16 protein-coding genes are annotated in these 16,814 nt (G+C 32.1%); 10 read left to right on the top strand and 6 right to left on the bottom strand.

Annotated features, from left to right (window positions below; all coding sequences use genetic code 11):
* Positions 1–153 precede the first annotated feature (153 nt).
* Entirely contained in the window at positions 154–954 is an 801-nt protein-coding gene (locus tag RHP49_07985) for a hypothetical protein (GenBank protein ID WNH14181.1), read from the top strand.
* A 339-nt stretch (positions 955–1,293) separates the two neighbouring features.
* Here the strand turns inward: RHP49_07985 and RHP49_07980 are convergent, their stop codons facing one another.
* A complete protein-coding gene (locus tag RHP49_07980; protein ID WNH14180.1) occupies positions 1,294–2,349 on the bottom strand; it encodes an IS110 family transposase in 1,056 nt (351 codons plus the stop codon).
* A gap of 431 nt (positions 2,350–2,780) precedes the next feature.
* On the opposite strand from RHP49_07980, the gene RHP49_07975 reads away from it, so the two are divergent.
* On the top strand, positions 2,781–3,017 hold the full coding sequence (locus tag RHP49_07975; protein WNH14179.1) for a hypothetical protein: 237 nt from the start codon (positions 2,781–2,783) through the stop codon (positions 3,015–3,017).
* 159 nt (positions 3,018–3,176) lie between these two features.
* Positions 3,177–3,734, top strand: coding sequence for a hypothetical protein (locus RHP49_07970; GenBank protein WNH14178.1), 558 nt, complete (start codon positions 3,177–3,179; stop codon positions 3,732–3,734).
* Positions 3,735–3,769: 35 nt separating this feature from the next.
* Here the strand turns inward: RHP49_07970 and RHP49_07965 are convergent, their stop codons facing one another.
* A complete protein-coding gene (locus RHP49_07965) occupies positions 3,770–4,735 on the bottom strand; it encodes an IS110 family transposase (GenBank protein WNH14177.1) in 966 nt (321 codons plus the stop codon).
* 1,019 nt (positions 4,736–5,754) lie between these two features.
* Here RHP49_07965 and RHP49_07960 point away from each other — a divergent pair.
* Positions 5,755–6,312, top strand: coding sequence for a hypothetical protein (locus tag RHP49_07960; GenBank protein ID WNH14176.1), 558 nt, complete (start codon positions 5,755–5,757; stop codon positions 6,310–6,312).
* Between the two features lie 44 nt (positions 6,313–6,356).
* Here the strand turns inward: RHP49_07960 and RHP49_07955 are convergent, their stop codons facing one another.
* Complete coding sequence (locus tag RHP49_07955) at positions 6,357–7,322, bottom strand: IS110 family transposase (protein ID WNH14175.1); 966 nt, start codon at positions 7,320–7,322, stop codon at positions 6,357–6,359.
* Positions 7,323–7,829: 507 nt separating this feature from the next.
* Between RHP49_07955 and RHP49_07950 the strand changes: the two genes are divergently transcribed.
* Both RHP49_07950 and RHP49_07945 read left to right on the top strand, forming a co-directional pair.
* Positions 7,830–8,324 carry a hypothetical protein gene (locus tag RHP49_07950; protein ID WNH14174.1) on the top strand — a complete coding sequence of 165 codons (495 nt, stop codon included), beginning with the start codon at positions 7,830–7,832 and terminating at the stop codon, positions 8,322–8,324.
* Between the two features lie 4 nt (positions 8,325–8,328).
* Positions 8,329–8,889 carry a hypothetical protein gene (locus tag RHP49_07945; protein WNH14173.1) on the top strand — a complete coding sequence of 187 codons (561 nt, stop codon included), beginning with the start codon at positions 8,329–8,331 and terminating at the stop codon, positions 8,887–8,889.
* A 574-nt stretch (positions 8,890–9,463) separates the two neighbouring features.
* On the opposite strand, the gene RHP49_07940 is transcribed toward RHP49_07945, so the two are convergent.
* Together RHP49_07940 and RHP49_07935 are read right to left on the bottom strand one after the other, a co-directional pair.
* Complete coding sequence (locus tag RHP49_07940) at positions 9,464–10,561, bottom strand: formylglycine-generating enzyme family protein (GenBank protein ID WNH14172.1); 1,098 nt, start codon at positions 10,559–10,561, stop codon at positions 9,464–9,466.
* A gap of 19 nt (positions 10,562–10,580) precedes the next feature.
* Entirely contained in the window at positions 10,581–11,543 is a 963-nt protein-coding gene (locus RHP49_07935) for an SMP-30/gluconolactonase/LRE family protein (protein ID WNH14171.1), read from the bottom strand.
* Between the two features lie 180 nt (positions 11,544–11,723).
* On the opposite strand from RHP49_07935, the gene RHP49_07930 reads away from it, so the two are divergent.
* The 4 genes from RHP49_07930 (at position 11,724) to RHP49_07915 (ending at position 14,663) form a co-directional block, all read left to right on the top strand.
* Positions 11,724–12,581 carry a YicC/YloC family endoribonuclease gene (locus RHP49_07930; GenBank protein ID WNH14170.1) on the top strand — a complete coding sequence of 286 codons (858 nt, stop codon included), beginning with the start codon at positions 11,724–11,726 and terminating at the stop codon, positions 12,579–12,581.
* A gap of 82 nt (positions 12,582–12,663) precedes the next feature.
* Positions 12,664–13,254 carry a guanylate kinase gene (gene gmk / locus RHP49_07925; GenBank protein ID WNH14169.1) on the top strand — a complete coding sequence of 197 codons (591 nt, stop codon included), beginning with the start codon at positions 12,664–12,666 and terminating at the stop codon, positions 13,252–13,254.
* Positions 13,255–13,354: 100 nt separating this feature from the next.
* Positions 13,355–13,933, top strand: a complete 579-nt coding sequence (gene nadD, locus RHP49_07920; GenBank protein ID WNH14168.1) for a nicotinate (nicotinamide) nucleotide adenylyltransferase — start codon at positions 13,355–13,357, stop codon at positions 13,931–13,933.
* A 115-nt stretch (positions 13,934–14,048) separates the two neighbouring features.
* Complete coding sequence (locus tag RHP49_07915; protein ID WNH14167.1) at positions 14,049–14,663, top strand: class I SAM-dependent methyltransferase; 615 nt, start codon at positions 14,049–14,051, stop codon at positions 14,661–14,663.
* Positions 14,664–14,834: 171 nt separating this feature from the next.
* Here the strand turns inward: RHP49_07915 and RHP49_07910 are convergent, their stop codons facing one another.
* On the bottom strand, positions 14,835–16,364 hold the full coding sequence (locus RHP49_07910; protein WNH14166.1) for a polysaccharide lyase: 1,530 nt from the start codon (positions 16,362–16,364) through the stop codon (positions 14,835–14,837).
* Positions 16,365–16,814: the final 450 nt, after the last annotated feature.

The raw sequence follows: 16,814 nt of genomic DNA, 5'->3' as shown, positions 1-16,814 counted from the left end.
CCGCCAAATCTTTTTGATTTGGCTTTAGAATAAAAAAGATAAAACAAAATAAAAAGTTTTGGCTAAGTGCTTAATCAAAAGTTTACTACTTTTAATTCCCGTACTAACCATAGCCGAGACCGTTGTGGCTAATATATCAACACTCTTAAAAAAATGAGAAAATACAATAATAGAGAAAAGGATTTCCTAAAACTACTTGAAGAAATTTCGAATGATGATTTGGAGTTTTTTAGTTTTTTTCTTCAGAATAAATATTTTACTAAAAATAAAAATTCTGCTCTTTTTGTTCTTCCTCAACAAAAAACTGCTTTGCTCTTTATTCGTAAAGGCTTCTTTGACGATATAAAACTACGAAAGGATGAATTAAAGAAGTTTATTGAAATTGTATCACTTGTAGAAAATCTAAAAGCTGACAGATATATAAATCTAATACCAAATCCAGAAGCACAAAATAAATCAATGCATATAATGCATGATTCCTTCAAAAGCCCAAAACAGGACAGTGCAACTTCTAATGTTATTCTGAATGAAGAAGGAATGCATTTAAAATTCCCTGATGTCAGTAAAATATATAATTCTAGAAATGAAATTCAATTCGAAGGAGTTAAGCTGGAGGAGCACACTTATAACCTTATTATGAATAACCTTATGGGACTTTTATTTGTATCTGAGGAACTAAAAGATTTTGTGAGAAATGGATTTAAATCTACAGAAGATTTAAGATATAGAAACGGACAAATTGCAACATGGTTTGGACTTATAATGGCTTTAATATTTGGACTTTTTGGAATTTTTAATCCATTCGACAATAATAAAATTTTCAATTCTAGCGAAGAGCTTTATCAATTGGAACCAATTTTAGAAAACAACAAGCAAATTCATCATGATATCCATGAGATCAAGAAGTCAATTGAAAATAAAATAAAATCGGACTCTTTATTAAATGAAGAATAAAAATACTAGCCACAACACCGTGTCCTATGAAAAGCACTAGCCTAGTTCTCCAAAGTTATTATTTATTTTTTAATTATCTCATAATGATGACTCTGTGGTGTTGAAATGTTGATAATTCCGATAGGATTATCAACATTTCAATGGCATTTAAATAACTTGCTCCGCATCCTATATGTGATCCATTCTAAAACATGATGGTCACCAGCATCTGTATGATTATAAGTTATAATAAACCTGTCCACTTGCTAAAAATGTGTGATACCTAATAATTTGGTTCACCTACGGTGTTTTGTGATACAGGTTTTGCTACTTCTTTGTGAGCTCTGTTATTGGTTTATATTATTCTATCACTCCAATGGTATATGGTATTTCTGTTTTTATAACGGCTAAGGTTCTACTCAATAATTTACGAGCTATCTTTACAATGATGCTCTTAACATTTTTTCCTACGTGTTTACGATAATAAGCTTGCATCACAGGGTCGGTTCGTATGGCTTGCCATGAGGCTTCTATAAAATAACTCCGCATTAAGCGGTGAGCGCGCATAGTAATACCTGTATGCCTTTGGTTATCGCCACTTTGGTGTATCCCTGGTGCCAGACCAACATAGCCAGCCAAATGTTTTATATTGTTAAAGCGGCGCAAATCTCCCAATTCACAAATAATCCCACAAGCGACGATACCTCCTATTCCTGGAATACTCCGTAAAAGATAATAGTCCTTTTTGTAATGCTTACGGCAATAAGCCCGTAGCTTTGAAGAAACATCTCTTAGCTCTTTATCTATAAATCTAAAACTGCGCATTCTACTATCAAGTGTCTCGCGGGCTGTCGGATGACTGAAAATAATAGCGTCTATCCAAGCTCTAAAGTCATGACTCCAATGGTCATTATCAAAGGATTCGGGAACCCTTACTCCAAAATAGAGCAGCTGCATTTTTATATAACTCTTTACCCGCCTAAAATCCTTAACCAAATCATTACGTCTTCTAAAAAGACTTCGCAGTTGCTCACGCTCTACTTCTGGAATATGGATGCTCTCCAACCTTCCGTCTTTGAGTTCTCGTGCTATCAGTTGAGCATCAATCTTATCGGTCTTTGTGAAGCGTTCTTTTCCTTTTCGGTGAATGTCTGCTGGATTGACAACTAACGAGCTCCAACCAAAACCCTCAAAGCTACGATGGGCATAATAACCACAACAACCCGCTTCGTAAGCGATAGAGACTTCATAGCTAGGAAAATGGGTGTGAACATATACCTCTAAAACCTTTGGTTCTGGGGGCATGGTAAAAGATTTTCCGGAAAATAGATCCGTGGCACAATGAACTTTCCAGCTTCTCTTGTGTATGTCAATTCCTATGTATAACTTTGGTTGAGCAGTTTGTTCAGGTTTCATATCTTAATTGTTTTGGTGAACTTTAAAGATACTGGACTTTCTGCTTTTTCATGGATGCTATAATTAATGGCTAGTTATCGCCTACTTACGAAAATCCTCGCGGATTTTCTATTCCGTTTATATTTGCTAAATTAGGTGCTTAAACACGCCACTAATCATACACAATTACGTTAGCAAACATTAAGACCAATGTGTGTAAAGTATTTTTAAAACGATTAATAATTCTACGGATTTTAAAAAAATATCGGTTTTATAACAAAAAAGCTGCTGACAGACACCAAGTAAACGATAATGTTGCGGCTGAATGACTTTGGAAACGGTAAATAAAAACGAACTTTGACTATAACAAAACGTAAAAGCAAATTCTTGACCAAAAATTATCGTACATTCATAAACTAACCATTAGTAAACCTTGACTAAAATTAATTAAGATGAAATCAACTTGGAGTAAATTACATAAAACATTAAAGATTGGAATAATAATATTCATTTTGGGGACTGGACCTTTATTAATTTTATTAGGACTTGATGCATTAGGACTAATTGACGCAGGAAATGCAGTAGGACTAGGAATATTAGCAGTGCTGAGTTTTTACCCTTCAATTATTCTAATAATCATTGGTAGCATTCTCACATACCGAAAAATAAAAAAAGCAAAATTGTCATAATAAAACGTTTGCTAACACCGTGTATAAAAAATTGCTAGTTTTAACCTAAACCAATGTCAGTTGCGAGTTTACTAGCTTCTGATTTTCCTTCGGAAAATCCTCGCCCGTAAACTCGCAACTTTTCATACACATCAACGTTGTGGTTAATTTGACAAAACAATGAAAATCATTTTAAATATCATTATTTTTCTTATTTCGATTTTCGGATATGCTTGCTCTTGTAAAGATTGGAGAGAAATATCAGTTCTAGAAAGAATCAATAACACTGACCAAATTTTCGAAGGAACTGTAAAAAGCATTAATAAAATTGATGATAAAACTTTATCAATTGAATTTCTGATTACTAGAAAAGATAAAGGTGTAGATTCTTTAAATTCAATTGTTATCCAGACCAGTACCGATATGTGTGGCTCACAATTTAAAAAGGGAGAAACTTGGTTAATTTTTTCAAATTCCAATTATACAGGTTTATGTTCTGGAAATATTCAATTATTTCAGAATTCATTCAAGGAATTTCCAGTTTCAAAGGTTTCGGACAAATACAAGTTTTACATTTCTAAACTTCAAAAATTCATCAATGAAATATCTGAATTAAAAATCCAAAGAGAGTTTGTGGAATTTGACAAAGACAATAAAATAATTGCCAAAGGAATAATTGGAACTGACAAACAAATAAAGGACAATTGGTATTACGCAGATTTTATAATAAAAAACTAACCACAACAAAGAACTGAGTTAAAAAACAAGCAATATTAGGCTAATTTAGAAACAAAGTTTTCATCATAAGGTCTTCCAGATTTTGCAATAGCAAATGCCTGCTTTAATAACTTATTTGCTACAGCAATTAATGCTAATTTTTTGCTTTTTCCTTTATTAACTAATCTTTCATAAATTTCTCTACAAGCCTTGTTATGCTTACAGGCTGAAAAAGCGCATAGAAACAGTAGATTTCTCAGCTTCTTGTTACCAACCTTGCTTATTCTACTTCGACCTCTTACGCTACTACCGGATAATCTTATAGTTGGAGTAATCCCAACATAACTGCATAGCTGCGATGCTGTCTCAAACTTCTTAAAGCCATCAGTTACTACTATTAAAAACAAGGCAGTCTTTACTCCCATACCTGGGATACTGTTTAATAATGTTAATTGATATTGTTGGTCTTGTTTCACTAAAGCTAATAGGCGTTCCTCGATCGCGGCAATCTCCTTTTTTAAATGCTTTACATGACGCTTTAATGAACGATATACAAACTTTGAAGGTATTCCTAAAGTTTCTTCCCCATGAAGTTTATTCTTTGATGCCGTACTCTGTTTTATGTAACTATCTAGTAATCTAAAGAGCTGCAAGCATTCGCTCTGGACTTCATTTAAAGCTGTGTAAAGAGGAACATCATTCATTTGTCCATACTCACAAATAGCTTTAGCATCACTCTTATCTGTCTTTACTTTGGCCAACTTCATCTGGATAAAGCGTTTTACTGACAGCGGATTCACAACAGATACACAAACTCCTGACTTGAATAAAAACTGAGCTAAACGGTAATGATAATAGCCTGTTGCTTCCATGACTACTAATGCGCCTTTTGACACATAATTTAAAAAGCTTTTAAATCCTCTCTCATCATTTTTAAACTGGGTGTGACCTGTTTGGGAACCATAAACATCAAAGACATCTTTACTAATGTCTAATCCATAAATTTCACTATATTTATTCATAAGAACTGTATTTGGAAAGAACGAGCTACTGACGTTTCAACAACTTGAAATCGAGATCTAAGGTCTCACAGAACTGAACGAAATCTTAGTAGTAAAAGAGAGAGGGTTATCAATGTTGTCGAAGTCTAGGCTTCACCGTATATACTAATCTTATTTCTCTCTTTTGTTCTTTCTATTAGTTATCTAATTTAATGAAAGACAAACTTAAGCAGTATATAAAAAATTGCTAGTTTTAGCTTAACCAATGTTAGTTGCTCGTTTGCTAGCTTCTGATTTTCCTTCGGAAAATCCTCGCCATCAAACACGCAACTTTCCATACACGAACACGTTGGCATTCATTGAGGTAGAACGTTAAAAATTTAACTTATAGATAATTAAATAAATGACCTTTAGCTTGTTTGCTGAAATTGAAACTGAATTGAATTTATGAATAACATTAATCAATTGGACAAAAAAACTACATTAATCAATTCTATGAGAATTATCAATATAATTGGTGTTCTTTTGTTTTCATTTTTGATTTTAACAGACGGACTAGAACATATTGGATTAATGTTTTTTTATACAATATATTTATGGATTTTCATTCTGTTTGCGATTCTGGAATTTAGGTTGATGATTTTGACCAATAATGGATTAATTGAATATTTTCGTTCTGATTGGTTTGGTATTATTGGTCTAATTAGTTCAATAATATTTGTTGCTACCATTATATTAAAATATTTTCCTTTTTAGCATTCTAAAAAACTTGAGGAATTGCTCACTCAACGGAATTGGAAAAGTTTGCGGAATAAATAACTGCCCGAATTCACTCAAACGCTGGAAAAACAAAAAACGGAATTATGCCTAATAATTATAAATCTGAAAAAAACAACGAAAAGCTAACACCGTGTAAAAAACATTGCTTATTTTAGTTTAATCGTTTGGTCGTTGCTCTTTTGCTTGCTTCTGATTTTCCTTCGGAAAATCCTCGCACACAAAACCGCAACGTTCCTTACACATAAACGTTACCAAACATTATGAAAAAAATCATGTTCATATCTGTTATTTTAATAATGACTTGTTCAACAAATAAAACTGTGAATAATTCTACCTTTAATGAATACAGAATAAAAAATTCTCAAGGAGAGATTATTAATGTCCCAACCGATGAAAAAAATGTTCTCGAATCGGAATTCTTTAGCGAATTAAAAGAATACTTATATGACATTGTAAATTACAATCTTGATTTTTCAAAAAAAACAGTCATTAATTTCATTGATAATGACCCTAAATGGACTATAGCAAAATATCAAGTTCCCTGGGATATTTTTTATGGGAATTTATCCGAAGAGCTAAATAAAATTGAAAATTGCAACCATATTTGGATCAAAAATAGAAAAGTTAAAGATTTATATTATTATCACGGAAATAAAATCAAATGGATTACGGATAAAAATGATTTAATTAGATCTAAATTCTTTAAGCATGATGGGTTGAATGGAGGTTTCTTGATTTTAAATCCTGATGGACAATATCATCTCAAGGTAGGTGAATATACCAAAGCAGGTTTATTAAAAATATATGAAACTGAATAATAAAACGTTTGGTAACAAAGAACTGAGTTAAAAAACAAGCAATATTAGGCTAATTTAGAAACAAAGTTTTCATCATAAGGTCTTCCAGATTTTGCAATAGCAAATGCCTGCTTTAATAACTTATTTGCTACAGTAATTAATGCTAATTTTTTGCTTTTTCCTTTATTAACTAATCTTTCATAAATTTCTCTACAAGCCTTGTTATGCTTACAGGCTGAAAAAGCGCATAGAAACAGTAGATTTCTCAGCTTCTTGTTACCAACCTTGCTTATTCTACTTCGACCTCTTACGCTACTACCTGATAATCTTATAGTTGGAGTAATCCCAACATAACTGCATAGCTGCGATGCTGTCTCAAACTTCTTAAAGCCATCAGTTACTACTATTAAAAACAAGGCAGTCTTTACTCCCATACCTGGGATACTGTTTAATAATGTTAATTGATATTGTTGGTCTTGTTTCACTAAAGCTAATAGGCGTTCCTCGATCGCGGCAATCTCCTTTTTTAAATGCTTTACATGACGCTTTAATGAACGATATACAAACTTTGAAGGTATTCCTAAAGTTTCTTCCCCATGAAGTTTATTCTTTGATGCCGTACTCTGTTTTATGTAACTATCTAGTAATCTAAAGAGCTGCAAGCATTCGCTCTGGACTTCATTTAAAGCTGTGTAAAGAGGAACAGCATTCATTTGTCCATACTCACAAATAGCTTTAGCATCACTCTTATCTGTCTTTACTTTGGCCAACTTCATCTGGATAAAGCGTTTTACTGACAGCGGATTCACAACAGATACACAAACTCCTGACTTGAATAAAAACTGAGCTAAACGGTAATGATAATAGCCTGTTGCTTCCATGACTACTAATGCGCCTTTTGACACATAATTTAAAAAGCTTTTAAATCCTCTCTCATCATTTTTAAACTGGGTGTGACCTGTTTGGGAACCATAAACATCAAAGACATCTTTACTAATGTCTAATCCATAAATTTCACTATATTTATTCATAAGAACTGTATTTGGAAAGAACGAGCTACTGACGTTTCAACAACTTGAAATCGAGATCTAAGGTCTCACAGAACTGAACGAAATCTTAGTAGTAAAAGAGAGAGGGTTATCAATGTTGTCGAAGTCTAGGCTTCACCGTATATACTAATCTTATTTCTCTCTTTTGTTCTTTCTATTAGTTATCTAATTTAATGAAAGACAAACTTAAGATGTATATAAAAAATTGCTAGTTTTATCCTAAACCAATGGCAGTTGCTTTGTTTGCTAGCTTCTGATTTTCCTTCGGAAAATCCTCGCACACAAACACGCAACTTTCCTTATACATAAACGTTGTAGGCAAGCTTGACCCGTCCTGAAATAAGGCTACATAATTTTAAACATTATGTACAAAAATGACAAAGTAATCAGACATTACAGCGAATCGTTTAAATTGAAAATTTTAGACGAACTTACAACAGGAAAACTTAACAAAAAAAAGATTATCTTTAGTTGTATAATTTTAAAGCAATGAAATATACATCTTCTATATTGCTTGTTCTCTTTTTTCTTAAATTATCCTTGCATGCGCAATCTTTAGAAAATCTGGAAGGTACTTATTTAGTTGAACAAGATTCTATTGTTCACTCCTACAATTTTAACACCGGAAAATTAATTGTTAACCTTAATATTAAAGATTCCTATAAATTAAATTTTACTTATAAATACAATTATATTTACAATATAGATGACACTTTAAAGGTTATTTTAACAGGCATCGAATCTGAAGAGATTGAACCTTTAGATAAAGCTAAGAAAAAGAAAACCAAGTCGTACATTCCTGACTTATATATGATGTCGGGTTATTTCTTTTCCATTTGGACATTAGAAAAAATTGAAGACAATAACCTCTTTATAAAAGTAACTCCAAGTTCTATTAAATGGCCTGCATCAAAAGGTCATTTAGCAAATTATTATTCAGGTTTTGAAGAACATATTGTTTTACAACCCGTATTAAAGCAATGATATTATGAAGATTAAAAATTTTAAATTATTGTTTTTGTCATTTACACTAACAATTTTTATCTCATTGAAGACAAATGCTCAACAAGTTAGTTCAGAATTAAAAGCTCAAGCCGAAAATGGAGATGCTGAAGCACAATTTGAAATGGGCAAGGCATACTTTGGCTATGGTAGTTCTAAAAAAAGAACCCAAGCCGAAAAATGGCTTTTAATGGCCACAGAACAAGGTCATGATAAAGCAACCTATCTTTTAAGTCAATTGAGATTTAGTAAATACGAGTGTCCGATTGAGGTATTGAAAAAATTAGCTTTAGAAGGTTATTCTGAAGCTCAATTTTCTTTAGGAGCAAGACACCAAAACTATTTAAATGACTCACTTAATGATTTATCAATTGCATACAAATGGATGCTTTTGTCATCTAAAGATCCTTATGAGCGCTATCATAGAACTTGGAGTCTTATCAATCATTTTAAAATCTCCCATTTAGAAATTAGCAGAGGACAAAAAATGGCTAAAGAACATGCCGAAAAATATGGCCCTTCAAAAAGTATATATTCCGAAAACTAAAATGAAAATAAGCACAAAAAATTATATTAAAATAGTGCTGGCCGTTTATAATATTTTTAAAAATCGTAATCTCAAAAAATTAAGTGGTAAAAAAGAGATTGAACAGCTTAAAAAACTACTATTTAAAAAGGATCTCGATGCCTTTGTACTGAATTCTTACCTTGAGTACAAAAAATTTTATAAAACACCCTATTCTCAAAAGTATTGAAAATAGGGTGTTTTTTTTTCGAATATCAAGTTCTATTTTTTTTGGTTATCAATAATACCATCCAAATAAAAATCAGGCATTATACACCCAAACTAGGTTTGTAATACTATAAAGATTTACGGTTCTTTTTAGTAAAACAAAATGTTTTACGTATTTCATCGAATAAATAAGTGTTTTATCGGATATGATAAATATTTTTATTATGTTAGCTATAAGAATTAAAAGGATGAAACATAAAGAGATAGCTAATAGCTTCTAAAAGAAACATTCATTTTTCTACAATTTATTAAGGCTCTTTTTTAATATCGTCTTAACAGCTTGATATTGATTTAGAGCTTTTTTTATTTCTATAAAACATATATTAATTTAAAACAGCAACATGTCTAAGGTTAAAACCGTTCTAAACCCTACATGTTCTGCTGAAGAATCTATACTTGTCCCCATACGTGAAGACACTCTATAACTAGCGCAATAAGAATCATTACATAAAAAAGAACCTCCCTTAATTACTTTTTCTTGAAGATACGGGTTGTTAGGATTATATGCTTTATCTGCACCTTTTGGGTTTACCACCGAAATATTTAAAGTAGCAAGTTCATTATAATAATTTACGTTGTACCAATCTGAAGTAAATTCCCAAACATTCCCTGCCATATCATAAAGTCCAAACCCATTTGGGAGATACGATTTTACTGGAGCTGTTCTTTCAAAACCATCCTCTAATGTGTTTTTTACAGGAAATTCGCCTTCCCAACTATTTGCCATTTTTGAAAGTTGCATTCTATCATCTCCCCAAAAAAACGTTGTGTTTTTTTTATTTCCACGAGCGGCATATTCCCATTCAGCTTCTGTTGGTAAACGTCGTCCAGCCCATTTACAATATGCTTCAGCATCTTCATAACTTATATGAACAACGGGATGATTTTCTTTTCCTTCTAAATTGCATTTAGCACCATTTGGATGCTTCCAATTTACGCCTATAGACCAATTCCACCACTGTGAGAAATCATATAAATTAGGAACAGAAGATTTTGTTTTTTTAAATAATAACGATCCTGGCTGTAAAATACTATCTGGTGGTTTTGGTGTGCCTTCAGGAAGTTGCTTCTTCATGTCTTCCCAATTAATGTCTCGTTCTGCAACCGTTACATAACCTGTTTGTTGTACAAACTTTGAAAACTGTGCATTAGTTACTTCTGTTATATCCATAAAAAAACCATCTACAGTTACAGTGTGTTGTGGTTTTTCATGATTCATAGCCATTTTATCCTGTGAAACAGCACCTTGTTGAAAAGTGCCTCTAGGAATCCATACCATCCCTTCTGGCGGATTTTGAATTATACTATCAATCCATTTTTGATTATTAGCTTCTAATTTATTTACAGAAGACACTTGTTTTTTACAACCATAAAGTCCCAGTAAGAAAAAAACTGATAGTAGAATAGTACTTTTTATAAACTTCATTTTTAAACCATTTATAAAATTATTTCTCTTTGAAAAAATGGCTCTTCACACCTTTAACTCCAGGTACAACTTTAAAAACCGACCCTGAAAGCGGATATTTTTTCAATTCATCATCAGTCATATCAGTGCGTGCAGAAGTAATATAAAGAGTATCTAAATTTTTACCTCCAAAAGCACACGATGTAATATTATGTGCAGGTACATTAACCTTTCTATCAACCTTACCCGTAATTGGGTTAAATCTTATAACGGCATTACCATTCCACATACCAACCCACAACATATTTTCTTCGTCTATACTCATACCATCTGGCATACCTAAAGATTCTGGAATTTGAACAGCAACTCTTGCATTAGTAATATCACCTGTTTCGTTATTGTAATCATAGGCTCTAATTTGGGAAGTTGGAGTATCGATATAATACATCGTTTTAGTATCTGAAGTCCAAACTATACCATTAGAGATAGTCACACTATCTATTTTTTTCACTAATAAACTATCAGAATTAATACTATATAAATTTGCTTTTCCTGTTTCATATTGATTATGCATAGAACCTACCCAAAACCGACCCGCTGGATCACATTTTCCATCATTCAATCTACTTTCAAACAAATCTTCCTTCATGCCTGTAAACAAAGTACTTGTTCCAGAATTAATATTCATTTTATAAACCCCATCTTCTAATGCTGCTAAAACAATAGTATCATTAACAGGAACTACAGTTCCAATTTTAGATGGTGTTTCTAAAAATTTATTTGTTTTGGTTTTAGGATTATAAATATTAAAACGTTTACTATCTATATCTATCCAGTATAATTCCTGAGTTTTATAATTCCAAAAAGCGCCTTCTCCTAATACAGCTTGTGCTTTATATTCTAATTCCGCTTGTAAATTATTATCCTCTTTAACTTCTTTTACATCAGATTTACAGTTTACAAAAACTACTGAAACACATACTAATACAAACTTTTTAAACATATATCCTATTTTCAGTCATTCGGTAATTAGATATAAAACTACTATTATTTTGAAAAACACAATTAAAGAAAACTATTTAATATCATAGAATTGAGAAAAACACATCAAATACTGTAAAAATTAATTATTTTCTATCACTTAGGTTTTAATTACCTTTGTAAATCTTAAATACATACGTTTATGATATATTCAATGACAGGTTACGGAAAATCTGTATTGCAATTACCCTCAAAAAAAGTTAGTATAGAGTTAAAATCTCTTAATAGCAAAAGTCTCGATTTAAATGCAAGAATGCCTTCTATTTATAGAGAAAAAGAACTTTCTATAAGAAAGCTTATTGCTAATGAATTGGTTCGTGGTAAAATAGATTTTTCTATTTATGTTGAAACGACTGCCGAAGATACCTCAACACAAATAAACACGCCTGTTGTTAAGCAATATATACAACAGTTAAAAAATGTAGTAGATGGTAGCGATATAGAACTACTTAAAATGGCTGTTCGGTTTCCTGATGCCTTAAATACTGTGCGTGAAGAAATTGATGAGAATGAGTGGCAACTTATTGAAAACGAAATACACACAGCTGTTACAGATTTAATTAATCATCGATTAAATGAAGGAAAGGTTCTTGAACAAGATTTTAATATGCGTGTAAAAAGCATTGATGATTTACTTGAACAAGTAATAACTATGGATCCTGAGCGTGTTGAAGGTGTTAGAGAGCGTTTACTTAAAGGCGTTGAAGAATTAAAAGAAAAGTACGATGAAAACCGTTTTGAACAAGAATTGGTTTATTACATTGAAAAATTTGATATAACTGAAGAAAAAGTACGCCTAAAAAATCACCTAAATTATTTTTTAGAAACTATAAATTCTAAAGAATCTAATGGGAAAAAACTAGGATTTATTAGTCAGGAAATGGGACGAGAAATTAACACCATTGGTTCTAAAAGTAATTATGCGCCTATGCAACAATTAGTAGTGCAGATGAAAGATGAACTAGAAAAAATTAAGGAACAATTATTGAATGCCCTTTAAAAAAGCAAAAAAATATAGTTAGACAAATTAAATTCGTAATGTCACACTGAGCGCAGTCGAAGTGTCTATAAAAACATTAAACTTGGCAGAACAAGATCATACAAAACAAGGCAAACTCATCGTTTTTTCAGCACCATCAGGTTCTGGAAAAACAACCATAGTAAAGCATTTATTAGGTATTGAAGATTTAAATTTAGAATTCTCCATATCGGCAACCTCACGAGAAAAACGAGGCACAGAAGTTCATGCAAAAGATTACTATTTCTTATCGTTAAAAGAATTTAAAAACAAAATTAAAAACGATGAGTTTTTAGAATGGGAAGAAGTGTATCGCGATAATTTTTACGGCACTTTAAAAACTGAAGTCGAGCGTATTTGGGCTATGGGCAAACATGTTATTTTTGATATTGATGTGTCTGGTGGTTTACGTATAAAACGAAAATTTCCAGAAGAGACCTTAGCTATTTTTGTTAAACCGCCTAGTATTGATGCCCTTAAAATTAGACTAAAAAAACGTAAAACTGAAAGTGAAGATAAAATAAACATGCGTGTTTCTAAAGCTTCAGCAGAACTTGCTACGGCACCTTTATTTGATGTTATAGTCGTTAATGATAATTTAGAAAAAGCCTTAACTGAAGCTGAAAGTTTAGTTCGTAATTTTTTAAAATCTTAAATCGTTTTTAATGAAACATTCATAATTAAAAATTAGATTGCATAAAAAAAGATTAAATGGATGTTACATCTGACCTAATTAATAAAATAAAAATAAGCAGATGAAAATTGGATTGTATTTTGGCTCATTTAATCCCATACACATCGGGCATTTAGTTATTGCAAACCATATAGCAGAATATAGCGATTTAGACCAAGTTTGGTTTGTAGTAACACCTCACAATCCGTTTAAAAAGAAAAGTAGTTTACTAGATAATTATCAGCGATTAGAAATGGTTTATCGTGCTACTAAAGAGTATCCAAAACTAAAACCTAGCGATATCGAGTTTAGTTTACCACAACCTAGTTATACTATTAATACGCTTACTTATTTACAAGAAAAGCATCCCGATTATGAGTTTGCTTTAATTATGGGTGAAGACAATTTAAAAGGTTTTCATAAATGGAAAAACTACCAACTCATTCTTGAAAACCATGATATTTATGTGTATCCTCGTATTTCTGAAAACAAAGTAGTTACTCAATTTAACGGGCATAAAAAAATTCATACTGTTGATGCACCTATCATGCAACTTTCTTCAACGTTTATACGTAATGCTATTAAAGCTGGTAAAAACGTAAAACCCATGCTGCCAGAATATGTTTGGGAGTATTTAGATGAAATGAATTTTTATAGGTAATCAGCTTCTTGTACTTATCAGAAAAAATAGCTAACTTTAGTTTAGCAATCAAATAATTTACTGATACGTAACTTTATTTTGACATGGACTACATGCTAAAAAATGAGACATAGCAATGACATTAGATAGAAAGAAACATTGGGAAACAGTTTATGAAACTAAAAATCCAGATCAAGTTAGTTGGACGCAAAAAATGCCTAAAACTTCACTTGAATTTATCCATTCTTTCGGACTGAAGAAAACTGCCAAAATAATAGATATAGGTGGTGGTGACAGCAAACTTGTCGATTACTTACTTGATGAAGGATTTGAAAATGTTACTGTACTTGACATTTCGGCTAAATCACTTGAAAAAGCAAAAATACGACTTGGAGAAAAAGCAAATAAAGTAAATTGGATTGTAAGCGATATTACGGAATTTGAACCTAACATGACTTTTGATGTTTGGCACGACAGGGCAACCTTTCATTTTCTAACAAAGACTAAACAAATAGAAAAATATATAAAAATTGCAAAACAATCTATAAGTGGATTCTTGATAATTGGAACCTTTTCCAAAAATGGACCTAAAAAATGTAGCGGTGTCGAAATAAAGCAATACAATGAAGATGAGTTAACATTAGAATTGAAAAATGGATTTGACAAAATCAAGTGCATTACAGAAGACCATTTAACACCATTTGACACAACTCAGAATTTCTTGTTTTGTTGTTTTAAAAAACAAACTTGAGACGTATAAATTAATTACTTAGTACTATCCAACTTACGAAAAGCAGCAGAATACCCTCAAAATCATAAAAAAACCGCCTAAAACAAATTGCTTTAAGCGGTTTTTATGCTAACTAAATAATCAAAATTTTCACAAAACCCTTTTTTACTTACAAAAGAGCGAGAGTTTGAATTAACTTATTGTATCAATGTTATTACCAAGATTTCGATAATTAATTTTTTCATTTGGGTTCGTGCTATTAAGGTATTCTTCTACATTTGTATACCCATCGTCATCGGAATCAATAGCACCATCAGACGAGTTTTTAGAATCAAGATTATATTTTTCTTCCCATGTATCAGGCATACCATCACCGTCAGTATCAACAAGAACTTTGGTAGCATCGTAAGTTAAATTAGGATAACCACCAACTTCCGAAATATCTTTAAGAATACCTGTCTCAGTCGTAGTTTTTCCATAACGAACCATTTCCGTTACACGAATATCTACAGCATCTCTTTTTGGCAATGTAGCACCAACTTTTGCTAGCACAGATTGATAAGCGGCATCCGCTGTTTCATGTGGAGCAACAGGCCAACCTACAAATGGTGTATTTACACGAGCTATTTTTTCAGGACCTTGCATACCAGCCCAGTTGTTATTAATAAGCTCTTTATTACCATGCATAATATTACCAGCTACATACCATTTTCCTGGTCTGTTTTCAGCCTTAGTATACCATTCGCCTTCAGCCCAAGCACTTCCAGGAGAATACATACTTCTTTGTTCAATACGAGCAAAGACAGCTCGTATCTTTTCTTTAGTAGCAGGACCAGGTTTATAGTAATTATTGATGACATTTACTTGAGACGTTTCATCTCCTCCATCCATACTTCGATGACCCCAGTTAAAGATAACATTGTTACGAAAATCAAAGTCACCAGACATACCTATAGATGGGTTTCTAGCTGTATTACAAGCAAAAAGATTATGATGAAACGTAGAGGGATTCCCACCCCAAGTGCCTCCAAAAGCATGTCCTCGAGCATCAAGTGCTTCGCTAGAAATGGTCCATTGAATGGTAATATTTTCTGCAGGAACTTTAATTCTCTTACTGCCATCTAGTGAAGGTCTCATTTGGCGGTAAAGTGAAATGTTTTCGTCCATTCCCCAACTTGTCGAACAATGATCGATGATTATATGATGATCTGGATTTCCACCAATATTATCATCTCCTTGTCCACCAACAGGAACACCACGACGTACACGAATGTGACGTACAATAACATTGTGTGTGTTAATATTTAACGTTCCCGCAATACAAATACCATCCCCTGGTGCAGACTGACCAGCAATAGTTATATCAGGATGATTAATATTCAGATCCTTTTTTATTTTAATTGTACCTGCAACTTGAAAAACAACAATACGAGGTCCCTCTGCTTCAAGCGCTGCTCGCAAACTACCTTGACCATTATCGTTAAGATTAGTAACAGCAAATACTTTCCCTCCACGTCCTCCAGTTGTAAACATACCACCTCCCCATGCTCCAGGGAATGCAGGAATAACACCTTCGGGTAATCTAGGTGGATGTGGTGGTATTTGTCCTATCTCTGGTTGTTGTTTATCCGTATCACTACCATTCTGTGCATTACAACTTAAAACAGAGGTAATGACAAAAATGAGCATACTTGATCTAATTATTCTAAGGCTTTTTTTCATATTAGCTTATTATATTTAATAATTAAAAATTACACCGCTAATATTGTTTACTTAAAAATAATTTCATGATATTTTTGTACGGCGACCGATCTTATAACTCTCAATAAGTAAAGCTATTAATGTTCGTGAAAATGTAAAATCCATACTATCAGAATTTGTTTAGAGGTATTTAAATAAGATTAATTTAAAGGTAACTTCTTAATAGATTTTATTAAGTTCAAAAAAACAAATACTTTTAGACTAATTTGATTTACACTTGGAAATCCTAAAATCATACATACCTTTTTTACCGAAAGATTGTCGAAAATGAATTGGAGAATCACTTACTTAATGGAATAAAAAAACCGCCTAAAACAAATTGCTTTAAACGGTTTTTTAAACAAACTAACCAACCAAAAATTTTAGTGAAACATTAATTGAACTAATCCCGCTAGAATACGGAGTCTCACG

This window comes from Flavobacteriaceae bacterium HL-DH10 (genome assembly GCA_031826515.1).
Lineage (GTDB): Bacteria > Bacteroidota > Bacteroidia > Flavobacteriales > Flavobacteriaceae > Thalassobellus > Thalassobellus suaedae.
The sequence above is the reverse complement of the archived record's forward strand: the minus strand, read 5'-3'. Positions and strand labels throughout refer to the sequence as shown.

Bases quoted from the DNA above. Each gene is read 5' to 3' on its own strand.
- RHP49_07970 (WNH14178.1), top strand. From the start codon at position 3,177: ATGAAAATCATTTTAAATATCATTATTTTTCTTATTTCGATTTTCGGA.
- RHP49_07980 (WNH14180.1), bottom strand. From the start codon at position 2,349: ATGAAACCTGAACAAACTGCTCAACCAAAGTTATACATAGGAATTGAC.
- RHP49_07950 (WNH14174.1), top strand. From the start codon at position 7,830: ATGAAATATACATCTTCTATATTGCTTGTTCTCTTTTTTCTTAAATTA.
- RHP49_07945 (WNH14173.1), top strand. From the start codon at position 8,329: ATGAAGATTAAAAATTTTAAATTATTGTTTTTGTCATTTACACTAACA.
- RHP49_07960 (WNH14176.1), top strand. From the start codon at position 5,755: ATGAAAAAAATCATGTTCATATCTGTTATTTTAATAATGACTTGTTCA.
- RHP49_07965 (WNH14177.1), bottom strand. From the start codon at position 4,735: ATGAATAAATATAGTGAAATTTATGGATTAGACATTAGTAAAGATGTC.
- RHP49_07915 (WNH14167.1), top strand. From the start codon at position 14,049: ATGACATTAGATAGAAAGAAACATTGGGAAACAGTTTATGAAACTAAA.
- RHP49_07940 (WNH14172.1), bottom strand. From the start codon at position 10,561: ATGAAGTTTATAAAAAGTACTATTCTACTATCAGTTTTTTTCTTACTG.
- nadD (WNH14168.1), top strand. From the start codon at position 13,355: ATGAAAATTGGATTGTATTTTGGCTCATTTAATCCCATACACATCGGG.
- RHP49_07910 (WNH14166.1), bottom strand. From the start codon at position 16,364: ATGAAAAAAAGCCTTAGAATAATTAGATCAAGTATGCTCATTTTTGTC.
- RHP49_07935 (WNH14171.1), bottom strand. From the start codon at position 11,543: ATGTTTAAAAAGTTTGTATTAGTATGTGTTTCAGTAGTTTTTGTAAAC.
- RHP49_07955 (WNH14175.1), bottom strand. From the start codon at position 7,322: ATGAATAAATATAGTGAAATTTATGGATTAGACATTAGTAAAGATGTC.
- RHP49_07930 (WNH14170.1), top strand. From the start codon at position 11,724: ATGATATATTCAATGACAGGTTACGGAAAATCTGTATTGCAATTACCC.
- RHP49_07975 (WNH14179.1), top strand. From the start codon at position 2,781: ATGAAATCAACTTGGAGTAAATTACATAAAACATTAAAGATTGGAATA.
- RHP49_07985 (WNH14181.1), top strand. From the start codon at position 154: ATGAGAAAATACAATAATAGAGAAAAGGATTTCCTAAAACTACTTGAA.